This is a genomic window from Leptotrichia wadei, from assembly GCF_007990545.2.
Lineage (GTDB): Bacteria > Fusobacteriota > Fusobacteriia > Fusobacteriales > Leptotrichiaceae > Leptotrichia > Leptotrichia wadei.
Genome location: NZ_AP019829.2, coordinates 73301 through 99766 on the forward strand (window position 1 = coordinate 73301; position 26466 = coordinate 99766).

Sequence of the window (26466 nt, forward strand, 5' to 3'; positions counted from 1 at the left end):
AATATGTTATCCTATATTCAGTAAAATTAAAAAAATATGTGAATAAATAGCTATAAAGATATAAAAAATAAGGAGACAAATTAATAATGTTTAATAATTTAGGAGATAGATTTAAAGATATATTTAAAAAAGTCAGTGGACAGGGGAAGTTGACAGAAAATAATATGAAGGATGCTTTGAGGGAGGTACGTTTAGCATTACTTGAAGCAGATGTAAATTATGGGGTAGCTAAGAATTTTGTAGCAAAAATTCGAGAAAAGGCTCTTGGAGAGCAGGTTATTAGTGGAGTTAATCCAACACAGCAATTTATTAAAATTGTAAATGATGAATTGGTAGAAGTGCTGGGAGGTTCAAATGTTTCAATTGCTAAAGCTGAGAAAAATCCTACGATTGTGATGCTTTCTGGGCTTCAAGGGGCTGGGAAAACTACATTTTCTGGAAAATTGGCAAAACATCTAAAATCAAAAGGGGAAAAGCCGTTTCTGATTGGAGCAGATGTTTATAGACCTGCTGCGAAAAAGCAATTAAAGGTACTGGGAGAGCAAGTAAAAGTTCCAGTATTTACAATTGATGAGAGTACAGATGCTTTGGAAATCGTAAAGCAGGGAATTGAGGCTTCAAAAGCGGAACATGCTACTTATGTGATTATTGATACGGCAGGAAGACTGCATATTGATGAGCAGCTTATGCATGAATTGCAGGACATAAAGGACAGTTTTAACCCAAATGAGATTTTGCTTGTCGTTGATGGAATGACTGGGCAGGATGCAGTTAACGTGGCAAAAGAATTTAATGAACAGCTTGATATTACTGGAGTCGTACTTACAAAACTGGATGGAGATACCCGTGGAGGGGCTGCTCTTTCAGTAAAGGAAGTTGCAGGAAAGCCAATTAAATTTATAAGTGAAGGGGAAAAACTGGATGACATTGCACCATTTCACCCAGACAGGCTTGCTTCACGTATTCTTGGAATGGGAGATGTCGTTTCGCTTGTAGAAAAGGCACAGGAAGCCATTGATGAAAAAGAAGCCAAGAAAATGGAAGAGAAATTTAGAAAGAACCAGTTTGACTTTGAAGATTTTTTAAAGCAGTTTAAAATGATAAGAAAAATGGGATCAATTGCTGGAATTATGAAAATGATACCAGGAGTTGATTCAAGCATGATTGACATGGGAATGGCTGAAAAGGAAATGAAAAAAGTTGAAGCAATTATTTTTTCAATGACAGTTCAGGAAAGACGTGATCCGAAACTTCTAAAAAATGGAAGCCGTAAAATGAGAATTGCCAAAGGAAGCGGAGTTCAGGTAAATGACGTAAATAAATTGATAAAGCAGTTTGAACAAATGAAACAAATGATGAAAATGTTCAATAGTGGCGGTATTCCAGGACTTGGCGGAGGATTTATGAAGGGAAGAAGAAAATAAAATTGTAATTGAGATTATTTGTAAACTATATGAGTTTAAAATTTAATAAATATTATAGAAAAAGAAAGGTGGAATTAATGATGAAAAGATTAATTTTAGTATTATTTATTATTTTTGGAACACTGTCGTTTTCAGCTTTTGACAAAGTTGTAATTGGAGTTATTAATGACAATTATGAAAATCCAATAATATCAGGAACAATAAATAGAGGAGGACTTGCAAATCTTCTTTTTGGAATGAAAAAGGACGGAGATTTTGCAAGACAAATGTATCAAAATCTTTCAGATGCAGATAAAATTGAATTTATTATAGAAAAGCACGATGAATCAGCACTTATTAGTCTTTTGAAAATATTTGAAAAAAGAAAGTATAAAGGTCAGATGGAAATAACAGAAGTAGCATCTTCAGAAAACAAAAACATACGTCAAATTGCTGAAAAAAACAAATGGACTTATAATGTCTATCCCTTCGCACGTGAAATATCTGGGACTGTAAAAATTTCAGGAAATGATATGAATAAAGGGGAATTTGTAGAAGGTCTGTTTCAAGATGCAAAATCAAAATTAAAATAATTTTATGAAAATTTAACAATATTTAGCAAGAAGTCTCCTTCTTCTATAAGTGGGAGATGAATTGCAGAATATAGCTTGAAATAACAGCTCTTATATAGTATAATATTCATAGTCAGGGCAGGGACTGCCCGAAGAGCTTGGTAAATATATTTGGCTAGCAAAAGCAGATACTTCCCAAGAAGCTTCCTCTTCTACAAGTGGGAGTAGTTCACATTAAAGGAATGAAAATTTCAATGCCTTTTTTTATAAAAATATTAATTTGAAAGGAAAGAAAAAATAAATGAAAAAAGCTATTTTAGTAACTAGCTTTGGGACATCACATAAAGATACACGAAAAAAATGTCTTGATTCAATCCAAAGGGAAGTAGAGGAAAAATATGGAAGTGAAAACGTGGAAAGAGCTTATACTTCAGGAATTATAAGACGAATAATAGAAAAAAAAGAGGGAGTTCATATATTTGATCAGGAGGAAGGACTAAAAGTCTTAAAAGATAAAGGATTTGAAGAAATAATAACAATGTCTTTGCATATTTTAGATGGAATTGAATATTCAAAACTTGATGACAAATTTGGAAAAATATCAAAACCGCTTTTGGCAGATGATGAAGATTTTAAGAAAATTGTAGAAAATAAAGAGTTTAATGATCTTGAAGGTGATGATGCCATAGTGTTTATGGGGCATGGAACTGAAATTGAGGCAGACTATGCTTATCAAAAATTGCAAGAAGAATATTTGAAGGCTGGGAAGAGTAATATTTTTATAGCTACTGTTGAAGGAGAAGTGACTATTAAAGATATTATTGAAAAAATGAAGGGAAAAGGCTTTAAAAAAATACTATTAAAACCATTTATGATAGTAGCTGGAGATCATGCTAAAAATGATATGTCTTCTGATAATGAAGATTCGTGGAAAACGATGCTAAAAAATGAAGGCTATGAAGTAACATCGGTTTTAAAAGGGATGGGAGAGTACAAGTTTATTCGTGAAATGTTTATGGATAAATTGAAGGAAGTTTATATTTGACTTGACAAATATAGGAAAATAATATAACATTTATAGTGAATAATAGGCGTTTTACAAACTTAATAAGGAAATCGGTTAAAATCCGATACAGCCCCCACTACTGTGAAACTGACGAAAGTAAAAAAATCCACTGAAATGTTTTAAATATTTTGGGAAGGGTACGAGTAGGATGAAGTTAGTCAGGAGACTTACCTAATATTTCTATATAAAATTTTCTGGGAAGGGAAGATTTGATATACATCAATAAAATAAATCAATAGTGATTTATTCCATAAAATTATTATGGAAATTTTGACGTGTATTAAATTCGGCTTTGAGCTGATTTTTTTTTTAGATTGTCTAATGTCAAATAAGTTGTAGAAGGAGAAAGTATGAAAAAGAGGACATTATTGTTTTTAGTTTTAACTAGTATGCTATTAATAGGTGTAAACGGTTATTCAATGCACATTATGGAAGGATTCTTACCAATAAATTGGGTTATCGTGTGGTTTGTTGTGTGTATTCCGTTTTGGATTTTGGGGATAAAAAAACTTCAAGCTGTTTCTAAAGGGAGTGTAAAGGATAAAATGACACTTGCATTGGCAGGAGCATTTATTTTTGTATTGTCGGCATTGAAAATTCCGTCAGTTACTGGGAGTTCGTCGCATCCGACAGGAGTAGGACTTTCGGCTATTTTATATGGACCATTTGTAACTTCAATTTTAGGGACAATTGTATTGATATTTCAAGCTGGATTGTTGGCTCATGGAGGGTTTACGACTCTTGGAGCGAATACGGCTTCAATGGCAATTGCTGGACCAATTGTTTCGTACTTGATTTATAAGGGACTTGCTAAGAAGAATAGAGCAGTTGCAATATTTTTGGCAGCGGCAATAGGGGATCTTGCAACTTATGTTGTTACATCTTTTCAGTTGGCACTTGCATATCCGTCGCCTGAAGGTGGGGTACTTGCTTCATTTATTAAATTTGGAATGGTGTTTGCAGTAACTCAAATTCCACTTGCTATAATTGAGGGATTGCTTACAAATGTTGTGATGAATATACTTGACAAATATGAAGTGAAAGGGGTTGAAGTATAATGGAGAAGAATAAAAATAAAAGTGTTTTTAAAAAGAATATTATTTTATTGGTTTTGATACTTTTAATAGGTGTTGTACCATTACTTCTTGTAAAATCTGAATTTGGTGGTTCAGATGATAAAGGAGAAGAAGTAATTAAAACGATAAAACCTAATTATGAGCCTTGGGCTAAAAATTTAATAGAATTGCCTGGAGATGAAACAGAAAGTTTACTTTTTGCGTTGCAGGCAGCAATAGGTGCAGGAGTTGTAGGATATGTTTTAGGATATTTCAAAGGTGAAAGAAAAAATGCTAATAGATAAAATATCATATACGAATCCCATAAAAAATATTAATCCTGGAATAAAATTTACGCTGTCAATGATGACATTAGTTTTTTTGCTTTACACAGGAAGTAAAGTAGTATTTATTTTTAATCTTATACTATTTAATTTACTTCTTTTATTTGTAGTAAAAGTGAAAGCGAAAGATTTACTAAAGCTGAATTTTATTCCAGCTTTATTTATTTTAACAACTGTAATTTCATTATGGCTGATAAAGGCGGATATTTGGATATTTTTGTTACGTTCATTTTCGTCAATATCAGTAATTTATTTTCTTATTTGCTCAACACCAGTTGTAGATTTAGATTATATATTTGAAAAAATGAGATTTCCAAAAATATTTAGAGAAATGTTTTTGTTGATTTACAGATACATATTCTTGCTATTTGATAATAAAGAAAAGCTCAAAAATGCACAGGAAGTGAGGCTTGGATACAGTAGTTTTAGAAATGGGATGAAATCATTTCCAATGTTAGTGGTAGCTATATTAAAAAAAACATATTACTATAATCTTAATTCTATAAAGGCTGTAGAATCAAGACTGGGAAAGGAATTTATCTTTTCTCATAGAAAATACAAAAAAATTGGATTTGAAACAATTTTTGTAATAATAATAGTTGTAATAAATTTATATTTGGTGGTAAAATAAAATGCTTAAACTTGAAAATATAACTTTTTCGTATGATAATGAAACAGAAGCGTTAAAAAATGTGACTTTGAATATTGAAAAAGGAAAGAAAACATTATTTCTTGGGGAAAATGGCTCAGGAAAATCAACTTTATTTTTAATAATGAATGGACTTTTGAAGGCACAAAAAGGAGGCATTTATTTTGAGGGAGAGAAGGTTAAATATAAAAAAAAGAACTTAGAGGAATTGAGAAGAAAAGTTGGAATAATTTTTCAAGATCCTGAAATACAGATTTTTGCTCCATTAGTTTTTCAGGAAGTGGCTTATGGGCCTGAAAATCTTGGATATTCTGAGGAAAAAGTAGAAGAAAATGTTAATAGAGCAATGAAGGAAATCAATATTGAGGATTTGAAGGATAGACCTTGTCATCATTTGAGTTATGGTCAGAAAAAAAGGGTTTCAATAGCAGCGATTACGGCAATGGAGCCAGAATTGCTAATTTTAGATGAGCCTACAGCATGGTTGGATTCGAAAAATACAAAAAGAGTTTCTGAAATTTTAGATAATTTTTCTGAAGCTGGGAAAACACTTGTAGTTTCGACACACGATACAGATTTTGCATATGAATTTGCTGACTATATTTATGTTCTTGATAAAGGGAAAATTGTAAGACAAGGTAGTAGAGATGAGGTTTTTGAGGATTTTGAATTTTTGAAAAAATTAAATTTGAATGTGCCAAACATTTTGAAAATTAAAAGTTATCTCAAGTATAAAAATCTTGATGAAAATGATTATTATAAATTTTTAGAGGAAAAAAATTTGTTATGAAAAAAATATTAATATCAGGAACGATGAGCGGAAGCGGTAAAACTACAGTAAGCAGTATTTTGATGTCTGCTTTGGAAAATGTGGCTCCTTTTAAAGTGGGACCAGATTACATTGATCCGACTCATCATGAGGTATTTACAGGACACCATTCACACAATTTGGATATTTTTATGACAGATGATGAGGACGCTGTGAGACAAATATTTGAGATGTATTCGCAAGGTAGAGATATTTCTGTTGTTGAGGGTGTTATGGGACTTTATGATGGAATTGGGAACGAAAAGGATAATTTTAGTACGGCTCATTTAGCGAGAGTACTTGATATTCCTGTAATTTTAGTTGTAAATGCTAAGGCGATTTCAACAAGTATTGCGGCAGAAGTTCTTGGATTTAAGATGTTTGATGAACGAGTGAATATAAAAGGTGTGATTCTTAACAATGTTTCTTCACAAAAATTATATGAGAGCTTGAAGGAAGCAGTTGAGAAATATACGGGAATCGAGTGTTTAGGCTACATTCCTAGAAATGAGCAGCTTGCTACAGAGAGTCGGCATTTAGGCTTAAAACAGGCTTTTGAAGAGGATAATGCAAGGAAACAGCAATTGTTCAAGGAAATTGCACAAAATTGCTTAAATTTAGAGCGGATAAAAGAAATTGCACAAGAATTTGAGTCAAGTCGAAATATGGACAATTATGCGAAAATAGGACATCTAAAAGATAAATTTAAAGGAAAAAGAGTAGCGATTGCAAGAGATGAAGCGTTCTCGTTTTACTATGAAGCAAATATTGATTTGATGAAATTTTGTGGAGTGGAAATAGTTGAGTTTAGTCCAATTCGAGATAAAAAACTTCCTGAAAATATAGATTTTATCTACTTTGGTGGAGGTTATCCTGAATTATTTTCAAAAGAGTTGAGTAAAAATATTTCGATGAAAAATAGTATTGTTGAAGCGTGTAAAAATGGCGTGAGAATATTTGCAGAATGTGGTGGATTTATGTATTTGGCAAAAAAATTACGTTTATTAAATGGTGAAATTTTTGATATGTGTGGAATTTTTGATATTGAAATTGGGATGAGAAAACGTTTAAATATTGGAAGGTTTGGGTATATCAATATTGAAACTGCAAATGGGATAAAGTTGCGAGGACATGAATTTCATTATTCGGAAATTTTGGAAAATAATGAAGTGAGTGAAAATGACTCGGAAGGCTATTTTTATAATATTTACAAGAATAATGGGAAAGAATGGAACTGTGGATATGTGAAAAATAATGCGATAGCTGGATATCCACATATTCATTTTTACTCGAATGTGGAGTTTTTTGAGTTTTTGTTGGATGTGAAAAGAGATTAAGAAACTTTTGAAGAGAAATTTTAACAAAAAGATAGCAAGATGTCTCCGCCTTCTATAATTGAGAGTAGTTCACGATTGTTGAAAAAATGAGAAATTTTTAATTTTTTTGAAAAATAATGAATTAGAAGAGTGAAAAATGATAAAAAGAAAGGAGAGTGTGGTAGTTATTATCACACAATGAAATATGTCATATATTAAAGATCCAAAATCAATAGAAGTGAGAAGTTTTGAAATAATAACTGAAGGATTGGCTGGAAAAGCTGATCATTTTAGTGAGGAAGAGCAATTGATTGTGAAAAGATTGATTCATACGACAGGAGATTTTGATTATGTAAATATTGTTGAATTTCAAAATAATCCGATTGAGTCAGCAAAAGAGGCGTTGGAAGCTGGGAATTGCAGAATTTATTGCGATACAAATATGATTGTTAATGGACTGAATAAAAATGGGTTGAAAAAATTTGGAGCTGAGGCGTATTGCTTGGTGGCGGATCCAGATGTGGCGAAAGAAGCGAAAGAAAGAGGGATTACACGTTCAATGGTTGGATTGGAAAGAGCATTAAAGGATCCTCAAACGAAAATTTTTCTAATTGGAAATGCACCGACAGCATTGTTCACATTGCTTGAAAAAATGGATAAAGAGGGAGAAAATGTTCCAAAATTGATAGTTGGAGTGCCAGTTGGATTTGTGGGATGTCCTGAATCGAAGGCTGAACTTTCAAAATATGATGTTCCATTTATTAGAACAAATGGGACAAAAGGTGGAAGCACAGTTGCAGTTGGTGTAATGCACGGAATCCTTTATCAAATGTACGAAAGGGATAAATATTTTAATAATTAATTACAATTTTATGTGAAAATTAATTAGTGAATTTAATAATATCTGAAAGTTTATTTCAATTTTTGTATTTTAATATAATTTTGGAGAAGTAAAAAATGGGAAATTATGTATATTTTAACGGTAGAAAATTGCGATATGGATATACTACTGGAAGTTCAGCAACGGCAGCGACTAAAGCAGCATTGTTACTTTTGCTGGGGAAAGTCGAAAAAATCGAAGAAGTTGAAATAGACGTTCCAGCAGGTGAGAGAATAAAAATTGGGATTAAATCTTTTGAAAAGACAAAGGATTATGCGATGGCAACTGTTGTGAAAGATGGGGGAGATGACCCTGATGTGACACACGGTTTAGAGATTGTTTCAAAAGTGAGTTTTAGAAAAGATAATAAAATCAATATTTTTGGAGGAAAAGGTGTTGGAAAAGTTACAAAAGTTGGACTTCCTGTTGAAGTTGGAAAATCAGCGATTAATTCAACGCCAATGAAAATGTTGACAAATATTGTTGAGGAGTTTCTTCCAAATGGAAAAGGAGTCGATGTTGAAATAAGTGTGCCTTTGGGTGAAGAAGCTGCAAAAAAAACGATGAATGCAAAGCTGGGAATTATCGGTGGAATCTCGATTCTTGGAACAATGGGAATTGTGCGACCGATGTCTGAAGAGTCATGGAAAGCCTCTTTGGCGATAGAATTGAAGCAAAATTTGACATATTTCAATACGAAAACAGCGATTTTTCTTTTTGGAAATCGTGGAAAAATGTTTTTGAGTAAGGAATTTCCTGAAAGGGCTGAAGAAGGCGTTGTAATCAGTAACTTTGTTGGATATATGTTTGATAAGGCCTGTGAATACGAGGTTAAAAAAGTTTACTTTATTGGTGAACTAGGAAAATTTGTAAAAGTGGCAGGAGGAATTTTTCATACTCATAGCCGAGTTTCTGATGCAAAAATGGAAATACTAGCTGCAAATGCTCTATTAGTTGGCGAAAAATTGGAAAATGTCTATAAAATTTTGGAATCAAATACAACTGAAGAAGCCTCTGGATACATTGAAAAAAAGGAAGTTTTCAATTTACTAGCTGAAAAGGCAAAGCAAAAATGTGAAGAACATTGCAGAAAAAATGGCTGGGACTTGGAAGTAGAAACGTTGATTTTATCGGCTGAGAAAAAGGTTATTGGACAAAGCAAGGACTTTTTTAAAGATTTTTAAAATTTTTTTTGCTTGTTATAAAAATAAAGACAGTAAGAAATTATAGTTTTTGAAAAGAGGAAAAATGGAAAAAATACAAATTTTAGGACTAGGGCCTGGAAATTTAGACTATACATTGCCGATTGTTTTGAAAAAAATTAAGGAATCGGAAGTGATTGTCGGTGGAAAACGGCATATTGAAAGTTTAGGAGAATGTGTGGAAAATAAGGAATATTGCTACATTTCAGCTGATTTGCAAAAAGTTCTGGATTTCATAAACGAGAATCGAAATAAAAAGATTTCTGTGATTGTATCTGGAGATACTGGATTTTATAGCCTTTTGACTTTTATGAAAAAACATTTTGAAAGTGAAGAGCTGGAAGTTGTGCCAGGAATTTCATCGGTTCAGTATATGTTCGCAAAAATTTCAGAATATTGGTATGATGCTTGTATTGCCAGTGTTCATGGGAAGGAATTCGATTTTGTGGAAAAATTGAATGAGTATGAAAAAATTGGATTATTGACTGATTTTAAAGAAAATACGCCACAAAAAATTGCTCAAAAATTGCTAGAAAATAATTTTGATAATGTGGAAATTTTTGTTGGGGAAAATTTGTCTTATGAAAATGAAAAAATTTATCATTTTAAGGCGAAAGAGTTGGCAAATTATGAAGATAAATTTGGAATGAATGTTGTGATTTTGAAAAAATAAAAAAAAGTTTTTGTAATAAAAAGAAAGTTTTTAACAAAATAAAAAAATTAAATGTAAGAAGTGGAGAGAAAATGTATCATATAAAAGATAAGGACTTTATTCGTGGAAAAGTTCCAATGACAAAGGAAGAAATAAGAGCGGTGAGTATTGCGAAAATGGAAATTTCTGATGAAGATATTTGTCTTGACATCGGTGGCGGAACTGGTTCGGTTAGTATTGAAATGGCTAAATTTGCTAAAAATGGTCATGTTTATACGATTGAGCAAAAAGAGGAAGCCGTTGACTTAATAAAACAAAATATGGAAAAATTTGAGATAAAAAATATGACTGTAATTTCTGGGAAAGCACCAGAAGATTTGCCACAAGGAATAACTTTTGACAAAGTGTTTATCGGTGGTTCAGGCGGAAATTTATCAGAAATTATTAACTATTCTTATGAAAATTTAAAAGAAAGTGGAATAATCGCTTTGAACTTCATCGTTTTAGAAAACACATTTGAAGCACTTGAATGTTTAAAAAAATCAAAGTTTGAGGATATTGATATTTCTCAAATAATTGTGGCGAAAAATAGAAAAGTGAAGGATTTTAACATGATGATGTCAGAAAATCCGATTTATGTGATTTCTGCGAGAAAATAATATATACATAGATTGTATAATATATTGCGACAAACTTATTTAAAATTAAACTGCTAAAAATTATATAAATTTAGAGTTTGAACAAAATAGTCATAGTTTTTGAGTTCAGCTTTAAAACGGTTTTACTACATATACTAATCAAAATATGTATCATTTTTTCTATAAAATTTTTAAGATATTAATTGTTTTTTTCTTATTTTATGGTATAATTAAATGAATGAATAAATTGTAATAATTATAAAAATATAAATATTTAAATTTAAAAAAAGAAAGGAGGCGCTACTTTTTAGAGTAATTTGACAAATATATGAAAATTTATTGTCAGTGTAATATAATAAATTAAAATTAAGTAGCGAAAAAAATGAAAAAAACACTACTATTAATCAGTTTGATTACCGTGTTATCTAGCTGTGGCGGAGGTGGAGGTGGAGGCGGAAGTTCGCAGACATCTCAAGCAACCCCCATACCAAATCCAAGCAGGCCGTCGGAAAATCCATCTCAAATCCCTGGAAATATTGGTGGCAAAAGTAATTTTAATCCAAGTCAAAATATTGGAAATTCTGAATCAAATAATAATTCTAGCTCTGGACAAAGTGCTGGAAATTCCACAACAAACAACAGTTCTAATTCTGGACAACAAAGTCAAGTACCCATCCCAAATAATTTTGAAAAACCTGCAAATCAAGGTGTAATGACAGGAAAAGGCGTACAAGTTGCAGTTTTGGATGAGGATTTTATAACTAATAATGAAACAATGAAATATTACAAAAGAGGACAAACTTTTGAGAAAGTAAAAGAAGATGAATTTAAAGGAAGATTGAATTCAAATTATGCAGTTGCTACGGGTCATAGTCCAAGTAAAAATGATCACGGATTGAGAGTAGCTACAATACTTGGTGGTGAAAGTGGTAATGGAGCTAAAGGAGCAACAATACACGGAGTATCTTTGGGAACACAAAGTGCTGGATTAATTATAAATGTGGATAGATACAAAGAATTACATGCTAAAGGTGTAAGAATATACAATCAATCTCTTGGAATACCTCAAGAATTTTCTTCTACAACTTATAGAAAGGATTTATGGGAATCTATTAAAACTGTTGGAAATTGGACTCAAGATAAAATGGATCAAAAGGTAGATGAGTTAATAAATTTCTATAAAAAAGCTGTTAATGAAGGTTCACTATTTGTCTGGGCAGCTGGAAATTATAAAGCAGATAAAACTGAGCTTACAGCAGTGTCTGTTCAGTCGGGGTTACCAATAGCAATTCCTTCATTACAAAAAGGTTGGATAGCAGTGGTAGGTTTGGAAGAACAGGCTGATGGAAGTGCAAAAGATTTTCCAAAACATTTTGCGTGGGCAGGAGAAAGTGCAGCATATTGGACTATTTCTGCAAATGGACGTTGTGAATTGCCAGGTTGTTCTTCACCGGGTTCATCAAATGCAGCTCCAAGAGTTACAGCGACGGCAGCAAAAGTTAAAGAAAGATTTCCTTGGATGACAGGACACGAAATTCAGCAGACGATTTTAACAACTGCAACTAAAATAAATACATTATTAATCGGCAATGGTGATGTAAGTTCAAGATATGGATGGGGATATTTGAATGAAGAAAAAGCATTAAAAGGACCTGCTCAATTTGATAATATTCTTCTTGTTGGTAAAAACGCTTCAGATAACGGATTAAAAGGGCAATTTAACGCAAATATCGGAAATTCAATGACTTCTATTTTTGAAAATGATATTAAAGGTGATGGCGGATTAAGAAAATCTGGAAATGGAACATTGATTTTAACAGGGAATAATAGTTATGCTGGAGATACTACCATAGATGAAGGAAAATTAGAAATATATGGAAATAATACTTCTGATATAACAATAAATTCACAAGGGACACTAGTAACATATCCGACAGCTATAATAAACAAAAAAGATGGTGTTCCAAAAAGTGTTTACAATAATGGTGGAACTTTTGAAAACAGAGGTTCAGGAGCTGTTATAACAGGAAATTACATAGCAACAGCTGGTTCTATAACAAAAGCAGAAATAGGTTCTAAACTTATAGTTAATGGAACAGTGAATTTAAATGGAGAGAGTGCAACATTACAAACTTTAAGTAATGGAAGATATATTACAGCAAAACCGTTATCGATGACTGTGATTGAAGCAGAAAAAGGGGTTGAAGGTAATTTTTGGAAAGTGGAAACACCTGAATTGGTTAATGGTACAACTGAAGTAAAAGGAAATAAATTAAGTGTGAAATTGAGTAGAAAAAATGTGTTAGATTATGTGAAAAAAATAGCAGGAACTGACGAGATGCAAGAAAATACGGCGCAAAATATTGAAACAGCTTTTCAAACATTAGATAAAAAAATTGAGAACGGAACGGCGGAAAATGTTTCGCAGTTTGAGAAAAAAGCTGCAAAATTACAATCGCTTTCTTCTACAGCAAGAGCAGCAATTTTAGACAGTTTATCAGGACAAATTTACGCATCAGCTCAAGCGTTGACTTTTGGACATTCACAAACTGTAAATAAAGATTTATCCAATAGACTTGTAATGCTTGGAACACTTGACAATGTCGGGGATAAATTTGGACTTTGGGTATCAGGTTTTGGAGCAAATGGTAAACTAAAACAAGACGGATATGGAACAGGAGACACAAAAGTACTTGGTGGACAAGTTGGAATTGACAAACAATTTGGTGAAAATTTAATTTTAGGGACAGCGTTGTCTTATTCAAAAGCCGATGTTAAGTTTGACAGATACGGAGGAAAATCCGATGCAAATAATTTTGGTTTTTCGTTGTACGGAAGATTAGGCAATAAAAATAATCCATTATATTTGCAAGGTCGTTTGGGAGCAGGATTTGTTGACAGTGATGTTGAAAGGGACATCATTTTAGGTAGTAATGATTATTCTCAAGCAAAGATTAATCACAATGACAAAGTCTATTCAGGGTACTTGGAAACAGGATATGATATAAAAAATAAAAATGGAGATTTTGTCGTAACACCATTTGTTGGATTGACTCACGACACAGTTCAAAGAGGTTCGTTTTCTGAAAAAGATAGCCAATTTGGACTTACAGCGGAGAAAAAAACTTATAATCAAACCGCAGCATTAGTAGGACTTAGAGTCGGAAAATCTGTAAATTGGAATAGTGGAAGCAAAACGACTTTCCAGGGATATGTAACACACCAAAAAGCTTTTAAAGATGAGGATTTGAGCTTTGATGCAAGATATACAGGACTTCCAGGAGCAAAATTCAAAGTAAAAGGTATTGGACTTTCAAAAAATAAAACTTGGGTAGGAGCAGGTGCACTAACTGAAGTAAATAAAAGTTTTGGTTGGTATGTAAACTATGATGGTTCAATTGACAGTGGAAAAGGTAAAGGAAGTAACAATGTTTACACGACAGGAGTTAGAATTAATTTCTAATTGAGTTAAATTCTAAAAAATACATCCTTTAATATTCAAAAGAATTTGATATTATGGGATGTATTTTTTTGAAGAAAAGATCTGAATTTAACTAAGTTTTTAATAAAAAAATTTATTGACACTCGAAGTGCGTAGTGATAAGATACTTGATATTAGATAAATTAATTTTAGAAATAGCCAATAAATAGGATAAAATTATAAATTTTATAAAATAAAAAATTTAAAAAGAGAAGAGGAATTAAAATGAAAAAAACATTTTATTTATTTGGAATTTTAACAGTTTTTCTGTTTAGTTGTATTGGATTAAGTACAAAAGTAAAAAAGAGAACTGTTTACAATTTGAATAAAACTTCTTGGGAATTATCACAAATTAGTAAAAAAGGTCAAAAATTGCCAATTCCAGAAGGGGCAAATATTACGATTAATTTTTCAGACGGTAAAATTAGTGGATTTTCAGGTGTGAATAGTTATTTTGGAGGATATAAAATAAAAAATAATTCAATTTTAACTGCTGAAACAGCGGCAACCTTGATGGCTGGACCAGAAGAATTAATGAAAATTGAGTTAAAATTTTTTGATATTTTGCAAAATTCTCCAAGAATAAATTATAATAACACAACTTTGAGCTTGAGAAATAAAAATGGAGAAGTTTGGACGTTTAAAAAATTAGATTTGAGTAAAAAATTAAAAAATACAAAATGGAAACTTGTCGAAATGGGACAAACTTCCTTTCCAGAAAAAGAAGGAGAAATAACAATTTCTTTTGCTGAAAACAAGATTAATGGAAATTCTGGAATAAACAACTATTTTGGAAATTGTGAAATCAAGAATGACAGCATTAAAATTGGACCAGTTGGTTCTACAAAAATGGCTGGACCAGAAAATTTAATGAAAATTGAATTTGAATATTTAAAATTATTACAAGATTCTAAAACTATAGAATTTAATAATAATCTTTTGATTTTGACTACTAATGATGGGAAAGTTTTGAAATTTGAAAAGATTGATGACAGAGCTTATCATTATTAGGTGTTAGAGATATAGAATTTTATAAATTTTATCTAGAGTGTCCATAATTTTGTGTAAACTCAAAATATAATATATGGTACAGGATGGTAGTTTTAGCATCCTGTTTTTAAATTCTTCCTTCAAAATAAATATAAATCATGAACAACCACATAGTGTAAAAAATTATTTGTGGTTTGAATATGTGCTATTATAGGAAAAGACACACTATTATCAATTTTTTTATCCTCTTTCACTGCCTTTGAATCAAATCCCAAATAATCCAGCCCTTTTATCATTCCTGCAAGATTAGTTTCGTTTCTATCTGTTCCTGATATTTGCCGTAACTTGGCAATTGAAAAATTTGAATTATATTGCTTAGCTATTGTTAATATACAGGCAGGTCCGCAATCCTTCTCATCCTTTTGTAAAACACAACAATATCTTTTAAATATCGAAAAAATCTTTTTCCACCTCTCTTTCTTTAAAAATAAAGAGTTCCTAAAAACTAGAAACTCTCTATTTAAATAAAAGTTTTATTAGGATTAGGTTAAGGGTTATAATTTTATAATAAATACATATTTATTTAATCTATCTGTTAATTTTAAGAAACTTTAATATAATTTTTCCAAGCAATACAACAATAGCACCTGTAATTGCAGCTGTTATTAAACCTATAACCCATCCATATTCATCAATTATTCTACCACCAATTATGGCTGACGATATTGAAGCCATTATAACTATCATATTTTGATATTTCTTATTCATAAATTTTACCTCCTTAAAAATTTCGATTACCATCCTAATTTGAAAGCTCCTCTATCAAAAGCATATCCTACTCCTCCTGCAAAAGAGCCTTCAATAGTTGATGTCTAAAATATAAAATATTTCTAAATTAATAATTCAAATAGAATGCTTCTTTCAATTCTTCATAAGTTTTTGATCCACCCAAATCTTTTTGAATTTTAGAATCCTTAATAATTAAATTGTATGGAACAGTTTTTACTTTGAAGGCTTTCATAAGTGAGTCTGTGGAGTCATAATATACTGGGAAGGTAAATTTATTTTCTTCCACATATTTTTTAGTTGATGATAAATTGGTTTTTCTTCTTGTGAATACAACTACGACATTTATATTATCTTTATTTTCTTCATAAAATTTTTGTACAGCAGATAGTTCACGCTGACAATAAGGACACCATTCAGCAGCAAAAATAAAAAGTGTAGGTTTTCCATCTCCAAATAGTTTTTTACTTTTTGTATATTTTCCCTGAAAATCTCTTAATTCGAAATTAGGTAATTTTGCACCTTCTGTTACATCAACATCAAGAGGTTTTACATTTGCAAATCCCAAAATACTTGTCATAAATAATGAAATAATAATCAATAATTTTTTCATTTTTATCCCTTCTTTCTTATTTTTTTATTTAAAATGTTTTATAAAGTTTATCATATTAAGTATATATTTTCAATTATATTTAACTTTTTAAATCCTAATTTCACTATATTTTTTTATAAACAATCATACAAATTAAAAGAAAAAAACTTAAATAACAGGATAAACTAAACAAAGATTAGAAAATTTATATTAAAATATATTCAGTTTTACTAATAAAAGGAGAATTTTAAATTGGAATTAAGAAAAATAAAATCAATAAAACAAATTAGAAATATTTACAAATTATATCAAAATTCATTTCCAAAAGAGGAAAAAAAGCCATTCGGATTAATATTAATCGGAGTATTAAGAGGAAATTTTGAAGTTTTTTCAATCGAGAAGAAAAAAACTGATGAGAAAAACAGAAATTCGTACGAATTTAAAGGTCTAGCAATCGCACTGAAACATAGAGACTTGGTTTTGCTAGATTATTTGGCAATAACCAAAGAAGCTAGAAGTTATGGATATGGCTCTAAAACGCTATCTTTTTTGAAGGAATATTACAAAAATTATCGTTTTTTTCTTGAGATTGAAAATGCTGAGGATGAAAATGCTAAAAATTACGAAGAGCGTCAAAGTCGAAAGAAATTTTATTTGAAAAATGGATTTTCGCCATTTCCTTTCAATGTTGAGTTATTTGGAATTGAGATGGAAATTTTAGGATACAATTGTTCTTGCGAATTTTCAGAATATTTTGAACTTTACAAAAATCAATTTGGTGGAATTATGAAAAAGAAAATTTCAGAAAATATTTTTTTGGTGGAAAAATAATTTAAAAATTGTTGTGTTATCGAAATATTTACGTAACAAATATGGTATAATATTTAAAATGATTTTATGAAAAATGATTGACAAATAGTTGTAAAATTGATAAGATTTTTGATTTTAGAAAAGGAGAGAACTATGAAATTTGAAATTAAATGGAAAAGAGCTTATGAAAAAATTGAAAAAGCAGATGGCTTTAGAATATTAGTTGATAAATTGTGGCCTCGAGGGCTAAAAAAGGAAAATGCAAAAATTGATTATTGGGCAAAAATTATTACGCCATCGAAAGAATTGAGACAAAATTATCATAAAGGGATTATTGACTTTGAAAATTTTTCTGAAAATTACAGAAAAGAATTGGAAGAAAATTCGGATTTTAAGGAATTTGAGGATGTAATATTGGAAGAGTTGAAAAAGGGAAATGTGACAATGGTTTATGCAAGTAAAACTCCAGAATTGAGCCATATTCCTGTATTAAAGAAATTTATTGAGGAAAAGTTGGGAAAATAGTTGAAAGCAAAAAAATTTTTACATAATTAATGAAAATTATCTAAAAGTAAAAAAGTTAGAATTTGAAAAAATGAGTGAATTTTTTAAGGGAAGTGAGAAGAGAAAGGAGTGAAATATGAAAAAAGGTAAATTTTACGGTATTGGTGTCGGAGTAGGAGATCCTGAAAATATAACTGTTAAAGCGACGAAAAGGTTGCATGAGGTAGATGTAATTGTACTGCCTGAGGCGAAAAGTGGAGAAGGAAGTACAGCTTTTAATATTGTAAAAGAGTATGTAAAGCCTGATGTGGAGCAGCTATTTTTGGAGTTTCCGATGATAAAAGATGTGGAAGCGAGAAAAGTTTTTAGAAAAAATAATGCGGATGTAATAAGTGCTGAATTGGAAAAAGGGAAAAAGGTAGCATTTTTAACGATAGGAGATCCGATGACTTATAGCACTTACACTTACGTCTTGGAACATATTTCAGATGATGTGGAAATTGAAACTATTGCGGGAATAACTTCATTTAACAGTATTGCGGCAAGGCTTAATATACCGCTAATGATTGGAGATGAAGATTTAAAAGTAGTTTCTGTCAATAGAAAGACTGATGTTTATAAAGAAATTGAAAATAATCAAAATTTAGTGTTAATGAAAATTAGCCGAGATTTTGAGAAAATAAAAAAAGCGATTATTGAAACTGGGAATAAAGAAAATGCTGTAATTGTTTCAGATTGCGGGAAAGAGAATGAAGTTTTTTATTGGGATATTGAGAGTGTAGAGAAGGTTCCTTATTTTTCGACAATGATATTGAAGAAGGGAGGAGTTAAGGAGTGGAAGAGATTTCTAAAAACACTTTAAAAAAAATAGAACTGGCAAAGTTTATAATTCTTCAAATTTTATTTTTTGTATTTTATTTTTTCATAGGAAAATATGATTGGGATTATGGTTTTGATTTGCCATTTCGATTATTTTTTGGAGGAATGTTTTCAATAATAACTGGAATAATTTTTGGCTTAATGTTTTATTTCATGGGGAAAAAAACCGAATATGAAAATGATAAAATTTTGAAATTGCCAATATTTTTTATAATTTTATCAGTAGTATTATTATTTAGAATAGATATTATTGGAGTTATAAAATTATGTTTTTTCAACGGATTATTCATTTTAGGAATATTTAGAAGTAAAATAAAGAGGAGAAGTTATTTGTCTAAAGTTTCTAAAATTATATTGTGGTTTATTACAATGTATTTTTTGATTCCTAGTTTTGCAATTTGTTTTGGAGTTCAAATATTTACAATTCCAATGGAAAGTTATGAAGATAGAATGCAATTTAGTATTTTAATCCCATTTGTTATGATTAATATTTGTTTTGGATTTTTTATAAAAAAATTTTTTAATGATGAAGAAATTGAGCTTGTAAGGATGCTTACAATAGTAGGATGTTTAGTGATTATGGGAATATTTATTTTTATGGGTTTTAATTGGTATAAAGAAGACTATTATGCAATAATTTATACTTTTCCATATAAAGTTTTGATGTATTTTAAAGAAACTCAGATTAGTATTGAAAAAATCGGGATTATAAAGACGTTGGAGTCGAGGTATTTTGTTTATGCGATAGTTGTTAATATGGGATTTTATTTGGGAACTTTGAAAATAAATAATAAAAATGAAAGGGGAAATTGTGTTGAAAACAAGATTGATGGGGATATTTAATAAGAAGTAGTTAAAATTTAAGAACTAAAAGAAAGAAGGAATTATTATGAAAAAAATATTATTTATTTTGTTACTTGGAGTAGCAATTCAAGGACTAGCAGAAACAATTGTAAAAGGAACTTATGATACGAAGAAAAAAAGATACATAGAATTAAGTCAAATTTTTGAAAAGGAAATAAATTTGAGTTATGTATTGCCAAATGATAAAAAGAATATAGTAACGTATAAAACTGAAAATTTTGATATTATAGTGAGAAAAAGTGATTTATTGGAATTATACAATAAAAATAGAGATAAAAAAGAAAAGAATATAAAAAATAGTATTTCAGATAAAGATAAAAAATTGGATTATGTTCGTAATTATATTGCTGAATTGGTGGAAAACAACAAAGCAGTTATTTATGAAAGAAAAACAAAAAAAGAAATAAAAAATATTGTAAAGATAAAATATAATAACAATACTTATTATGATGCTGGAAGAGGTTCAAATTACGATGGTTATAAATTTTATACAGATAAGAGTTTGTCGCAAGAAATTATGAAATTTGATATTATAACACAATTTGGAGTTGCACTTCATAGCAGTTTGGGAGATAATCCGTATAATAGGGAATTGACAGAAAAGGAAAAAGAATACAGAGAAAAAAATGGAAATCATTTTGAAGAATTAAAGGAATTATATAAGAAAGCGGTTCAAAATCCGAATGTGGAACAAAAAATTAGTTATTAGTAAAAAATATTTGATAAGTTATTTTTGAAATTAATATAAATGGGGGAAAAATGAGCAAAATTGAAAAAGGAATTGAGAGTAGTATGGTTTATTTGCAAATCAAAGAATTGATGGAAAATGCAAAGAAACAGGTGTTTGTAAAGATTAATAATATTCTTGTGCAGACTTATTGGGAAATTGGGAAAATTATTGTAGAAGATGAACAGAAAAATAAAGAGAGAGCGGAATATTTGATAGAAAATAAAAAAATATAAAAAAGAAAGAGGTAATTTTATGAAAAAAGTATACTTCATAGGAGCAGGACCAGGAGATCCTGAATTGATTACAGTAAAAGGGCAAAAAATTGTAAAGGAAGCAGATGTAATAATTTATGCGGGGTCGTTGGTTCCAAAAGAGGTTATTGATTGTCATAAGGATGGAGCTGAAATTTATAATTCCGCTTCAATGAACTTGGACGAAGTGATGGAAGTTATGATAAAGGCACAGAAAAAAGGAAAACTGGTAGCAAGGGTTCATACTGGAGATCCAAGTATTTTTGGAGCAATAAGGGAACAAATGGATATTCTGGATGAATATGGGATTGAATATGAAGTAATTCCAGGAGTGAGTTCATTTGTAGCTGCCGCTGCTGCAATAAAAAAAGAATTTACCTTGCCTGATGTGAGTCAGACGATAATTTGTACAAGACTGGAAGGAAGAACAACTGTCCCTGAAACAGAGAGTCTTGAAAGCCTTGCTTCACATAAATGTTCGATGGCAATATTCCTATCTGTGCAAATGATTGATGAAGTTGTAAAAAGATTATTAAAGCATTATGATAAAACAACACCAATTGCAATTGTTCAAAGAGCAACTTGGGAAGATCAGAAAATTGTTATGGGAACATTGGAAAACATTGCTCAAAAAGTGAAAGATGAGAAAATTACGAAAACTGCACAAATTTTGGTTGGAAACTTTATGGGGGATAAATATTCTAAATCTAAACTTTATGATAAGACATTTTCGCATGAGTTTAGAAGAGGGGTTGAAGAATAATGAAAAAACTAATAACAATAATTCTATTTATATTTTCCATGCAAATTTTTGCAGAGCAATATCAAGTAATAAAGCAAAAAAATGTTACTTTATCAAAAGAGCAGATTGATTTGGAGAATAAGAAAATTGAAGAAACAGTGAGTAAATATCCTAAAAAAGTATTACAAGAAATGATTTCATATTATTTTTCTGTAGCAAGTAAAGTAAATAATGAAATGAGCAAAGAAGAAAAAGAGAGTATGCAATTGCTATCAAAAGAACTTCCTAGTTTTTTTTCTGAAATATTTGACAATTCAAAATTTAATGTAAAAACTATAAAATATTTATCAAATACAAAAGTTTCTGTTACTTATGAAGTGGTTATTCCTGATTCGGATAAAATTTTAGATGATAAAGAAATGAAAAAAAGATTTTTTAAAAAATATGGATATGAAATGAAAGACGATGAAGATTTTTTAAGTCCTTCAGAAGTAAAAAAACGGAAAGATATAATAAATGAAATGTTAAGAGAAGGAGTGCGAAATCCTAAAAATTATATGACGGATAAAGTAACGAATGAATTAAATAAAATCGGGAATGAGTGGAAGTTTAAAGATGTTGAAAAATTTGAAGAGATGTTAAATAAAATGAAGTGATAAAATACTATTTATTACCTAGGGATTAAAAAAATATGGAAATTATAAAACTTGAAAATCAGAAAAATGATTCTTTTTTTGAAGCAGAATGTTTTTTGCATATTGGAGAAGCAAAAGAAGATAAAAATTATGTGGCATTTGATTTGAGAAGGGAAGATGATCTGCTGTATAGCTGTTCTTATTATGATTTTGAGAAAGAAAAGGGAGATAAAATATTTCATTGTTTTGATGGGCAGGATTATTCGTGGAAATGTTATGAAAATGAAGTTACGAATGATGAAAAATTGAAAAATGAAATTTTCGGAAATTATGATATTTTGAGAAACAGCACAATTAGGTATTTGAAAGAAATAATTCATAAAAATAAGGTTGATTTTTCAAAAAAATTAATTGAACTTCTTGAGAAAATAAAAGCGGGAGAAAAAATAGACAAGAAGGAATTTCGAATAGAACTGAAAAAAGTTGGACTGTATAAATCAATTTGGAAAGAAAAAACAGAAATTTTTGATGATGTTGTAACACGGGAAATTGGTTTTGAGAATATAATGAAATTTATTGAAGAAAATAATGTGAACAGGGTTATCTTTGAGGATGGTAAATTTTTAGAAAAGGAAGAAATAAGAAAATATATTAAAGAATACACAATTGTAGAATTTCGTGATTTTAAGCCAATTAAAGATTTTGATATGATAAAAATGACTTTGGAAGAATGGAATAATCTTAAGAAATGGAAAAAATTGGAAGTAGAAAATAATATTATTGAAATTGAAGAAAAAGATTTTGAAAAAGATGTTTCAATTTATAGGTTAAATGGCAAAAAAATAAATGCTAAAATAGAAGTTACAGATTTTGTGGAAATTAAAAATAAATTTCTTCGATATTTCAATAAATGGTTTAGTAAGGGAAAAGACGATAATTTGAGAGAAAAAGTAGTTATAAAAGGCGTTATACGAGATGGGAGAAAGTTCTATAATTGGATTTTTTTGGATAAAAATAATAAGATTACTACAAGAGAAGAATATGATGAATTTGGTAAAAGATGTGATTAAAAAAGGAGTGCAGATTATGAAAAGACAGTTTTTCAAAATATTTGTTTTATTATTTTTTATAGGAAATTTATCATTTACGGGGAATGTTAGTAATAAATGGAAAGTTTTTGGAAATAAAGAATATGATATAGAAATAAGCAAAGGAAGAAGAAGATTAAATGATGAAATTTCAGTAGATGATGAAGGTGTTTATTATTTAGGTATAAAAGTAAAAAATTCAGAAAATCTTGTAAATATTAAACAAGAAAAATTAAAAATAAATTTTAAAAATCTTGAATTGATTAAACCAAATGTAAAAAATATAGTAGAGAAAAAATATTTTTTGAAAGATGGGGAAAGAATATTTGCTATTTATGGAACATTAATTAATGAACTAAAAGGAGTGGATTATAATACATTTAAGTTAATATCTGAAGACGTTGCACTAGATAAGGACAAAATTTATATATTTGGAATAGGGGAAATTATTGTTGAACAAGGTTATCATGGTCCATATTTTTCTATGGAAAAAATAACAGGAACACCTCCTGCTGAAGATTTTAAATTTATAAATGAAAATTTGAAACATAACAAAATGTTTTTTGAGAATAATAAAAAATTATATTTTTTGTCTGATGGATGGCTAAATGAATATAGAGCGAAGGAATTAAAAAATATTGATAAAAAAACTTTTAAACCTTTGGAGTATGAATTTATAAAAGATAAGAAAAGTGTCTATTACTATAATTCAGAAATAGATGATTTTGTAAAATTAGAAGGTGCAGATACAAAAACATTTGAAGTTATAGGAAATGGTTATGCGAAAGATAGGAATAAAATTTATTTTTATGATATTTTTAGAATAAATAAATACCCAATTAAAGTTTTTGCAGATAAAAATTCGTTTACAATATTTGAAAATATGGATGCAGAGGGATTTTCTTACGCAAAAGATAAAGACCATATTTATTGTAATGGGAAAATATTAGAGGGTGCAGATTATGAGAGTTTTAAAACTTCAAGAGATGAGAGATATAGCATAAATAAAGGAACAGTAAAAGATAAAAATCACGAATATTTGAAATGTACAATCAAAACTTTTTAAGAGAGTGTCCATAACTTTGTGTAATCTCAATTTTTCAACAAGAGTCAAATTATAGGCACTCATTCCACAAACTATTAAAAAACACATTGTAACTCCAAAAATAATTCCCTCTTTTTTATTTCTAGGCATTAATTTCCTCCTTTAAAATTATAATTTTTACTATTCTATCATAAAAAAAATTTTTATGTAAGTTTTTTTTAGTTTACTAGAAATTTCAATATTAAAATTTTCTAACACTATTCTAAATCAACATAACTATATGGTATAATATTTTATAAATAAAATAAAAAAGGGAAGATAAAAATGATTACGACATTATGTTATTTAGAAAAAGATGAAAAATATTTAATGCTACATAGAACCAAAAAGGAAAATGATATAAATAAAGGAAAATGGCTAGGAATTGGCGGAAAATTGGAAGCTGGGGAAACACCTGAAGAGTGCTTAAAAAGAGAAGTTCAAGAAGAAACTGGCTACGAATTGAATAGTTATGAATTTCGTGGACTTGTGATTTTTAATTACAACGATGATGAGTCGCTATTTATGTATCTTTATACAAGTTCGGATTTTTCAGGAAATCAGCATGAATGTGACGAAGGCAACTTAAAATGGATTCCCAAAAAAGAAATTTTTGATTTAAAATTGTGGGAAGGCGACAAAATATTTTTAGAATTATTGTTTAAAAATACACCATTTTTTTATTTGAATTTAAATTATGAAAATGACAATTTATTGAGCTCAAAACTTGAATTTAAAGAAAAATACAGCTGTTTTGAAGTTTTTGTTCCAGAAAATTATGTGGAAAAAATTGTGGAAAACTTACAAAAATACAATCTTTTGACAGAAGGATTTTATGCAGATGTTTATTCTACAATTGATGGAATTGGACATTGGAAAACTTTGGAAGGTGGGAATCCTTTTGATGGAGAAGTTGGAAAATCCAGTGTTGCTAATGAAAAAATTATGAAATTTAGAGTGAAAAAAGAATTTTGTGAGTTAGCGTATTATTTAATTAAGGAGGTTCATCCTTATGAAACGCCTGTGATTAATGTGTTTGAGATGGAAGTTTAGAATTTTATGGACTAGAGGGATTTATGAAAATAAAATTATTTAAAATTTTTAAATATTTTAAAGATATAATTTTTTGGAATCGAGAAAAATATAATAAATATTACAAAGCGTTGAAAAAATTTTATCCTGAATATTATTTATCAATAAATGATTATGAAGAAGATGATGTTGATGAAGAGATTGAGGAAACAATCTTAGAAACAGAAAAATTTCAATATTTTAAAAATGGTGAGGTAGAAAAATTATTAAAAGAATATTATGAGTCATCAAATATTTCATTTTCCTTTTTGGAAAGAAAAAATTTTTTTGATAAATTGAAAAAAGAATGTACGACACAAGATATAAATAAAATTTACAGTTTGATTTTTGAAGGTGATAAGTGTGTTGAAACTGATAATTTGAGATTTGCGAATAAAATAGATAAGATTTTAAATCAAAATAAATTTGATAAGGATTTTTTTAAATATAACCTTATGAATAATGGTAAAAGTGAATTGAAGGAAATATTAAAAAAATACGAAGCCAATTCAGAAAAAGGGATAAAAAAATTTATTAAAAAATATTTTTTTCTAAAATATAACAAAATTTTGGGTTTATGTATAAATAGTAATGAAAATATTTTAAAAAATTGGATTTTTTCAAAACCATTTTTCTTAAATATAGAAAATATGATGTTTAAATATAAAATGAAAAAAATAAGTAATGAAGCAATTTCAGGCTATGTTTTTTATATAACTTTAATTCCTTTATGTCTACAATTTACAGGAATTATGCTTATGTTAATGGGAAGTTTACAAATTAATTATTGGATAATTTCATTAGTTATAGGAATAATCTTCCTTATTTTAGATTGGGATGCACTTATAAATTATAGAGAGATAGAGGGAGGTTTTTCAGCAGGAATGACAAATTGTTATTTATTTTTTGAACCAATTATTTATTTAATTTATCATTTAAAATATCAGAATTTTAGTTATGAGAGTTTTTATCAACTTTTAGGATTAAATTTAATATTTATTATATATTTTATTATAAAACAGAGAATAGTTTATCTTCGTGTAAAAAAAGTATCTAAATATTTTATAGACAGTATTTTGGGGAAAACTTATACGAAAGAACTAATAGTTGAAAATGAAATACAAGAAATTAAAAAATCAGATTTGATAGAAAATTGGATAAAACTTTTAAAAAGTAAACTTTCTAAATTAGTATTAAAAAAATATGTATTTAGAAAAGTACCAGAATATGAAGGATTAATTGAAGATTTTATTCATTTTGAATCAGATGATAAAAAGAAAATTTTGGAAATTTTAAAATCTAAAGAAATTATAGAAAAAAGTAAAATACCAAAAAAAGAAAAGAAATTATTGTATAAAAGATTAAAATTATAGA

The 26466-nt window shown here is 29.0% G+C and carries 29 protein-coding genes and 1 riboswitch; of the genes, 26 read left to right on the forward strand and 3 right to left on the reverse strand.

Annotated elements, in window-relative coordinates:
* The first annotated feature begins 86 nt into the window (after window positions 1-86).
* From ffh to FVE73_RS00410, 14 genes are all read left to right on the forward strand, one after another.
* Complete coding sequence (gene ffh / locus FVE73_RS00345) at window positions 87-1424, forward strand: signal recognition particle protein (protein ID WP_018498369.1); 1338 nt, start codon at window positions 87-89, stop codon at window positions 1422-1424.
* 77 nt (window positions 1425-1501) lie between these two features.
* A complete protein-coding gene (locus FVE73_RS00350; protein WP_231370115.1) occupies window positions 1502-1996 on the forward strand; it encodes a hypothetical protein in 495 nt (164 codons plus the stop codon).
* 280 nt (window positions 1997-2276) lie between these two features.
* Complete coding sequence (locus FVE73_RS00355) at window positions 2277-3020, forward strand: sirohydrochlorin cobaltochelatase (RefSeq protein WP_018498367.1); 744 nt, start codon at window positions 2277-2279, stop codon at window positions 3018-3020.
* Window positions 3021-3047: 27 nt separating this feature from the next.
* Window positions 3048-3230, forward strand: a riboswitch (cobalamin riboswitch).
* Between the two features lie 161 nt (window positions 3231-3391).
* Complete coding sequence (locus FVE73_RS00360; RefSeq protein WP_018498366.1) at window positions 3392-4099, forward strand: energy-coupling factor ABC transporter permease; 708 nt, start codon at window positions 3392-3394, stop codon at window positions 4097-4099.
* Window positions 4099-4401, forward strand: a complete 303-nt coding sequence (locus tag FVE73_RS00365; protein ID WP_018498365.1) for an energy-coupling factor ABC transporter substrate-binding protein — start codon at window positions 4099-4101, stop codon at window positions 4399-4401. The genes FVE73_RS00360 and FVE73_RS00365 overlap by 1 nt, the downstream gene beginning before the upstream one ends.
* Entirely contained in the window at window positions 4388-5071 is a 684-nt protein-coding gene (locus tag FVE73_RS00370) for a CbiQ family ECF transporter T component (RefSeq protein ID WP_018498364.1), read from the forward strand. Before FVE73_RS00365 ends, FVE73_RS00370 begins: the two co-directional genes overlap by 14 nt.
* A gap of 1 nt (window position 5072) precedes the next feature.
* Window positions 5073-5879, forward strand: coding sequence for an energy-coupling factor ABC transporter ATP-binding protein (locus FVE73_RS00375; RefSeq protein ID WP_018498363.1), 807 nt, complete (start codon window positions 5073-5075; stop codon window positions 5877-5879).
* On the forward strand, window positions 5876-7234 hold the full coding sequence (locus FVE73_RS00380) for a cobyrinate a,c-diamide synthase (protein WP_018498362.1): 1359 nt from the start codon (window positions 5876-5878) through the stop codon (window positions 7232-7234). Before FVE73_RS00375 ends, FVE73_RS00380 begins: the two co-directional genes overlap by 4 nt.
* Before the next feature lie 184 nt (window positions 7235-7418).
* Complete coding sequence (locus FVE73_RS00385) at window positions 7419-8075, forward strand: precorrin-8X methylmutase (RefSeq protein WP_018498361.1); 657 nt, start codon at window positions 7419-7421, stop codon at window positions 8073-8075.
* A 95-nt stretch (window positions 8076-8170) separates the two neighbouring features.
* The gene (cbiD, locus tag FVE73_RS00390) at window positions 8171-9277 is read left to right on the forward strand and encodes a cobalt-precorrin-5B (C(1))-methyltransferase CbiD (protein ID WP_018498360.1); all 1107 of its coding nucleotides are present in this window, start codon (window positions 8171-8173) and stop codon (window positions 9275-9277) included.
* Window positions 9278-9341: 64 nt separating this feature from the next.
* Window positions 9342-9968 carry a precorrin-6y C5,15-methyltransferase (decarboxylating) subunit CbiE gene (gene cbiE / locus FVE73_RS00395; protein WP_018498359.1) on the forward strand — a complete coding sequence of 209 codons (627 nt, stop codon included), beginning with the start codon at window positions 9342-9344 and terminating at the stop codon, window positions 9966-9968.
* Between the two features lie 71 nt (window positions 9969-10039).
* Complete coding sequence (gene cbiT, locus FVE73_RS00400) at window positions 10040-10606, forward strand: precorrin-6Y C5,15-methyltransferase (decarboxylating) subunit CbiT (RefSeq protein WP_018498358.1); 567 nt, start codon at window positions 10040-10042, stop codon at window positions 10604-10606.
* A gap of 361 nt (window positions 10607-10967) precedes the next feature.
* Complete coding sequence (locus tag FVE73_RS00405) at window positions 10968-14048, forward strand: autotransporter domain-containing protein (RefSeq protein ID WP_018498357.1); 3081 nt, start codon at window positions 10968-10970, stop codon at window positions 14046-14048.
* Window positions 14049-14291: 243 nt separating this feature from the next.
* Window positions 14292-15077 (forward strand): META domain-containing protein, encoded by a 786-nt coding sequence (locus FVE73_RS00410; protein ID WP_018498356.1) that lies wholly within the window; start codon window positions 14292-14294, stop codon window positions 15075-15077.
* 119 nt (window positions 15078-15196) lie between these two features.
* Here the strand turns inward: FVE73_RS00410 and FVE73_RS11105 are convergent, their stop codons facing one another.
* The 3 genes from FVE73_RS11105 to FVE73_RS00425 all read right to left on the reverse strand — a co-directional run bounded on the left by FVE73_RS11105 (window position 15197) and on the right by FVE73_RS00425 (window position 16455).
* A complete protein-coding gene (locus tag FVE73_RS11105; protein ID WP_081617776.1) occupies window positions 15197-15517 on the reverse strand; it encodes a cysteine peptidase family C39 domain-containing protein in 321 nt (106 codons plus the stop codon).
* A 127-nt stretch (window positions 15518-15644) separates the two neighbouring features.
* Window positions 15645-15857 (reverse strand): glycerol transporter, encoded by a 213-nt coding sequence (locus FVE73_RS00420; RefSeq protein ID WP_232058518.1) that lies wholly within the window; start codon window positions 15855-15857, stop codon window positions 15645-15647.
* A 94-nt stretch (window positions 15858-15951) separates the two neighbouring features.
* Window positions 15952-16455, reverse strand: coding sequence for a TlpA family protein disulfide reductase (locus FVE73_RS00425; protein WP_018498353.1), 504 nt, complete (start codon window positions 16453-16455; stop codon window positions 15952-15954).
* Between the two features lie 231 nt (window positions 16456-16686).
* Between FVE73_RS00425 and FVE73_RS00430 the strand changes: the two genes are divergently transcribed.
* From FVE73_RS00430 to FVE73_RS00485, 12 genes are all read left to right on the forward strand, one after another.
* On the forward strand, window positions 16687-17265 hold the full coding sequence (locus FVE73_RS00430; protein WP_018498352.1) for an N-acetyltransferase: 579 nt from the start codon (window positions 16687-16689) through the stop codon (window positions 17263-17265).
* A gap of 132 nt (window positions 17266-17397) precedes the next feature.
* A complete protein-coding gene (locus FVE73_RS00435) occupies window positions 17398-17769 on the forward strand; it encodes a DUF488 domain-containing protein (protein ID WP_018498351.1) in 372 nt (123 codons plus the stop codon).
* 115 nt (window positions 17770-17884) lie between these two features.
* The gene (gene cobI / locus FVE73_RS00440; RefSeq protein WP_018498350.1) at window positions 17885-18610 is read left to right on the forward strand and encodes a precorrin-2 C(20)-methyltransferase; all 726 of its coding nucleotides are present in this window, start codon (window positions 17885-17887) and stop codon (window positions 18608-18610) included.
* On the forward strand, window positions 18583-19470 hold the full coding sequence (locus FVE73_RS00445) for a hypothetical protein (protein WP_018498349.1): 888 nt from the start codon (window positions 18583-18585) through the stop codon (window positions 19468-19470). The genes cobI and FVE73_RS00445 overlap by 28 nt, the downstream gene beginning before the upstream one ends.
* A 46-nt stretch (window positions 19471-19516) precedes the next feature.
* Window positions 19517-20200, forward strand: a complete 684-nt coding sequence (locus FVE73_RS00450; RefSeq protein WP_018498348.1) for a hypothetical protein — start codon at window positions 19517-19519, stop codon at window positions 20198-20200.
* Window positions 20201-20250: 50 nt separating this feature from the next.
* Window positions 20251-20454 carry a DUF1016 N-terminal domain-containing protein gene (locus FVE73_RS00455; RefSeq protein ID WP_018498347.1) on the forward strand — a complete coding sequence of 68 codons (204 nt, stop codon included), beginning with the start codon at window positions 20251-20253 and terminating at the stop codon, window positions 20452-20454.
* A gap of 19 nt (window positions 20455-20473) precedes the next feature.
* The gene (gene cobM / locus FVE73_RS00460) at window positions 20474-21235 is read left to right on the forward strand and encodes a precorrin-4 C(11)-methyltransferase (RefSeq protein WP_018498346.1); all 762 of its coding nucleotides are present in this window, start codon (window positions 20474-20476) and stop codon (window positions 21233-21235) included.
* On the forward strand, window positions 21235-21870 hold the full coding sequence (locus FVE73_RS00465) for a hypothetical protein (RefSeq protein WP_018498345.1): 636 nt from the start codon (window positions 21235-21237) through the stop codon (window positions 21868-21870). The genes cobM and FVE73_RS00465 overlap by 1 nt, the downstream gene beginning before the upstream one ends.
* Window positions 21871-21905: 35 nt before the next feature.
* The gene (locus FVE73_RS00470; protein ID WP_018498344.1) at window positions 21906-22919 is read left to right on the forward strand and encodes a hypothetical protein; all 1014 of its coding nucleotides are present in this window, start codon (window positions 21906-21908) and stop codon (window positions 22917-22919) included.
* Window positions 22891-24003, forward strand: a complete 1113-nt coding sequence (locus FVE73_RS00475; RefSeq protein ID WP_175284473.1) for a DKNYY domain-containing protein — start codon at window positions 22891-22893, stop codon at window positions 24001-24003. Before FVE73_RS00470 ends, FVE73_RS00475 begins: the two co-directional genes overlap by 29 nt.
* A gap of 303 nt (window positions 24004-24306) precedes the next feature.
* The gene (locus tag FVE73_RS00480; RefSeq protein WP_018498342.1) at window positions 24307-25074 is read left to right on the forward strand and encodes an NUDIX domain-containing protein; all 768 of its coding nucleotides are present in this window, start codon (window positions 24307-24309) and stop codon (window positions 25072-25074) included.
* Window positions 25075-25097: 23 nt separating this feature from the next.
* Window positions 25098-26465 (forward strand): hypothetical protein, encoded by a 1368-nt coding sequence (locus FVE73_RS00485; RefSeq protein WP_018498341.1) that lies wholly within the window; start codon window positions 25098-25100, stop codon window positions 26463-26465.
* Window position 26466 lies beyond the last annotated feature (1 nt).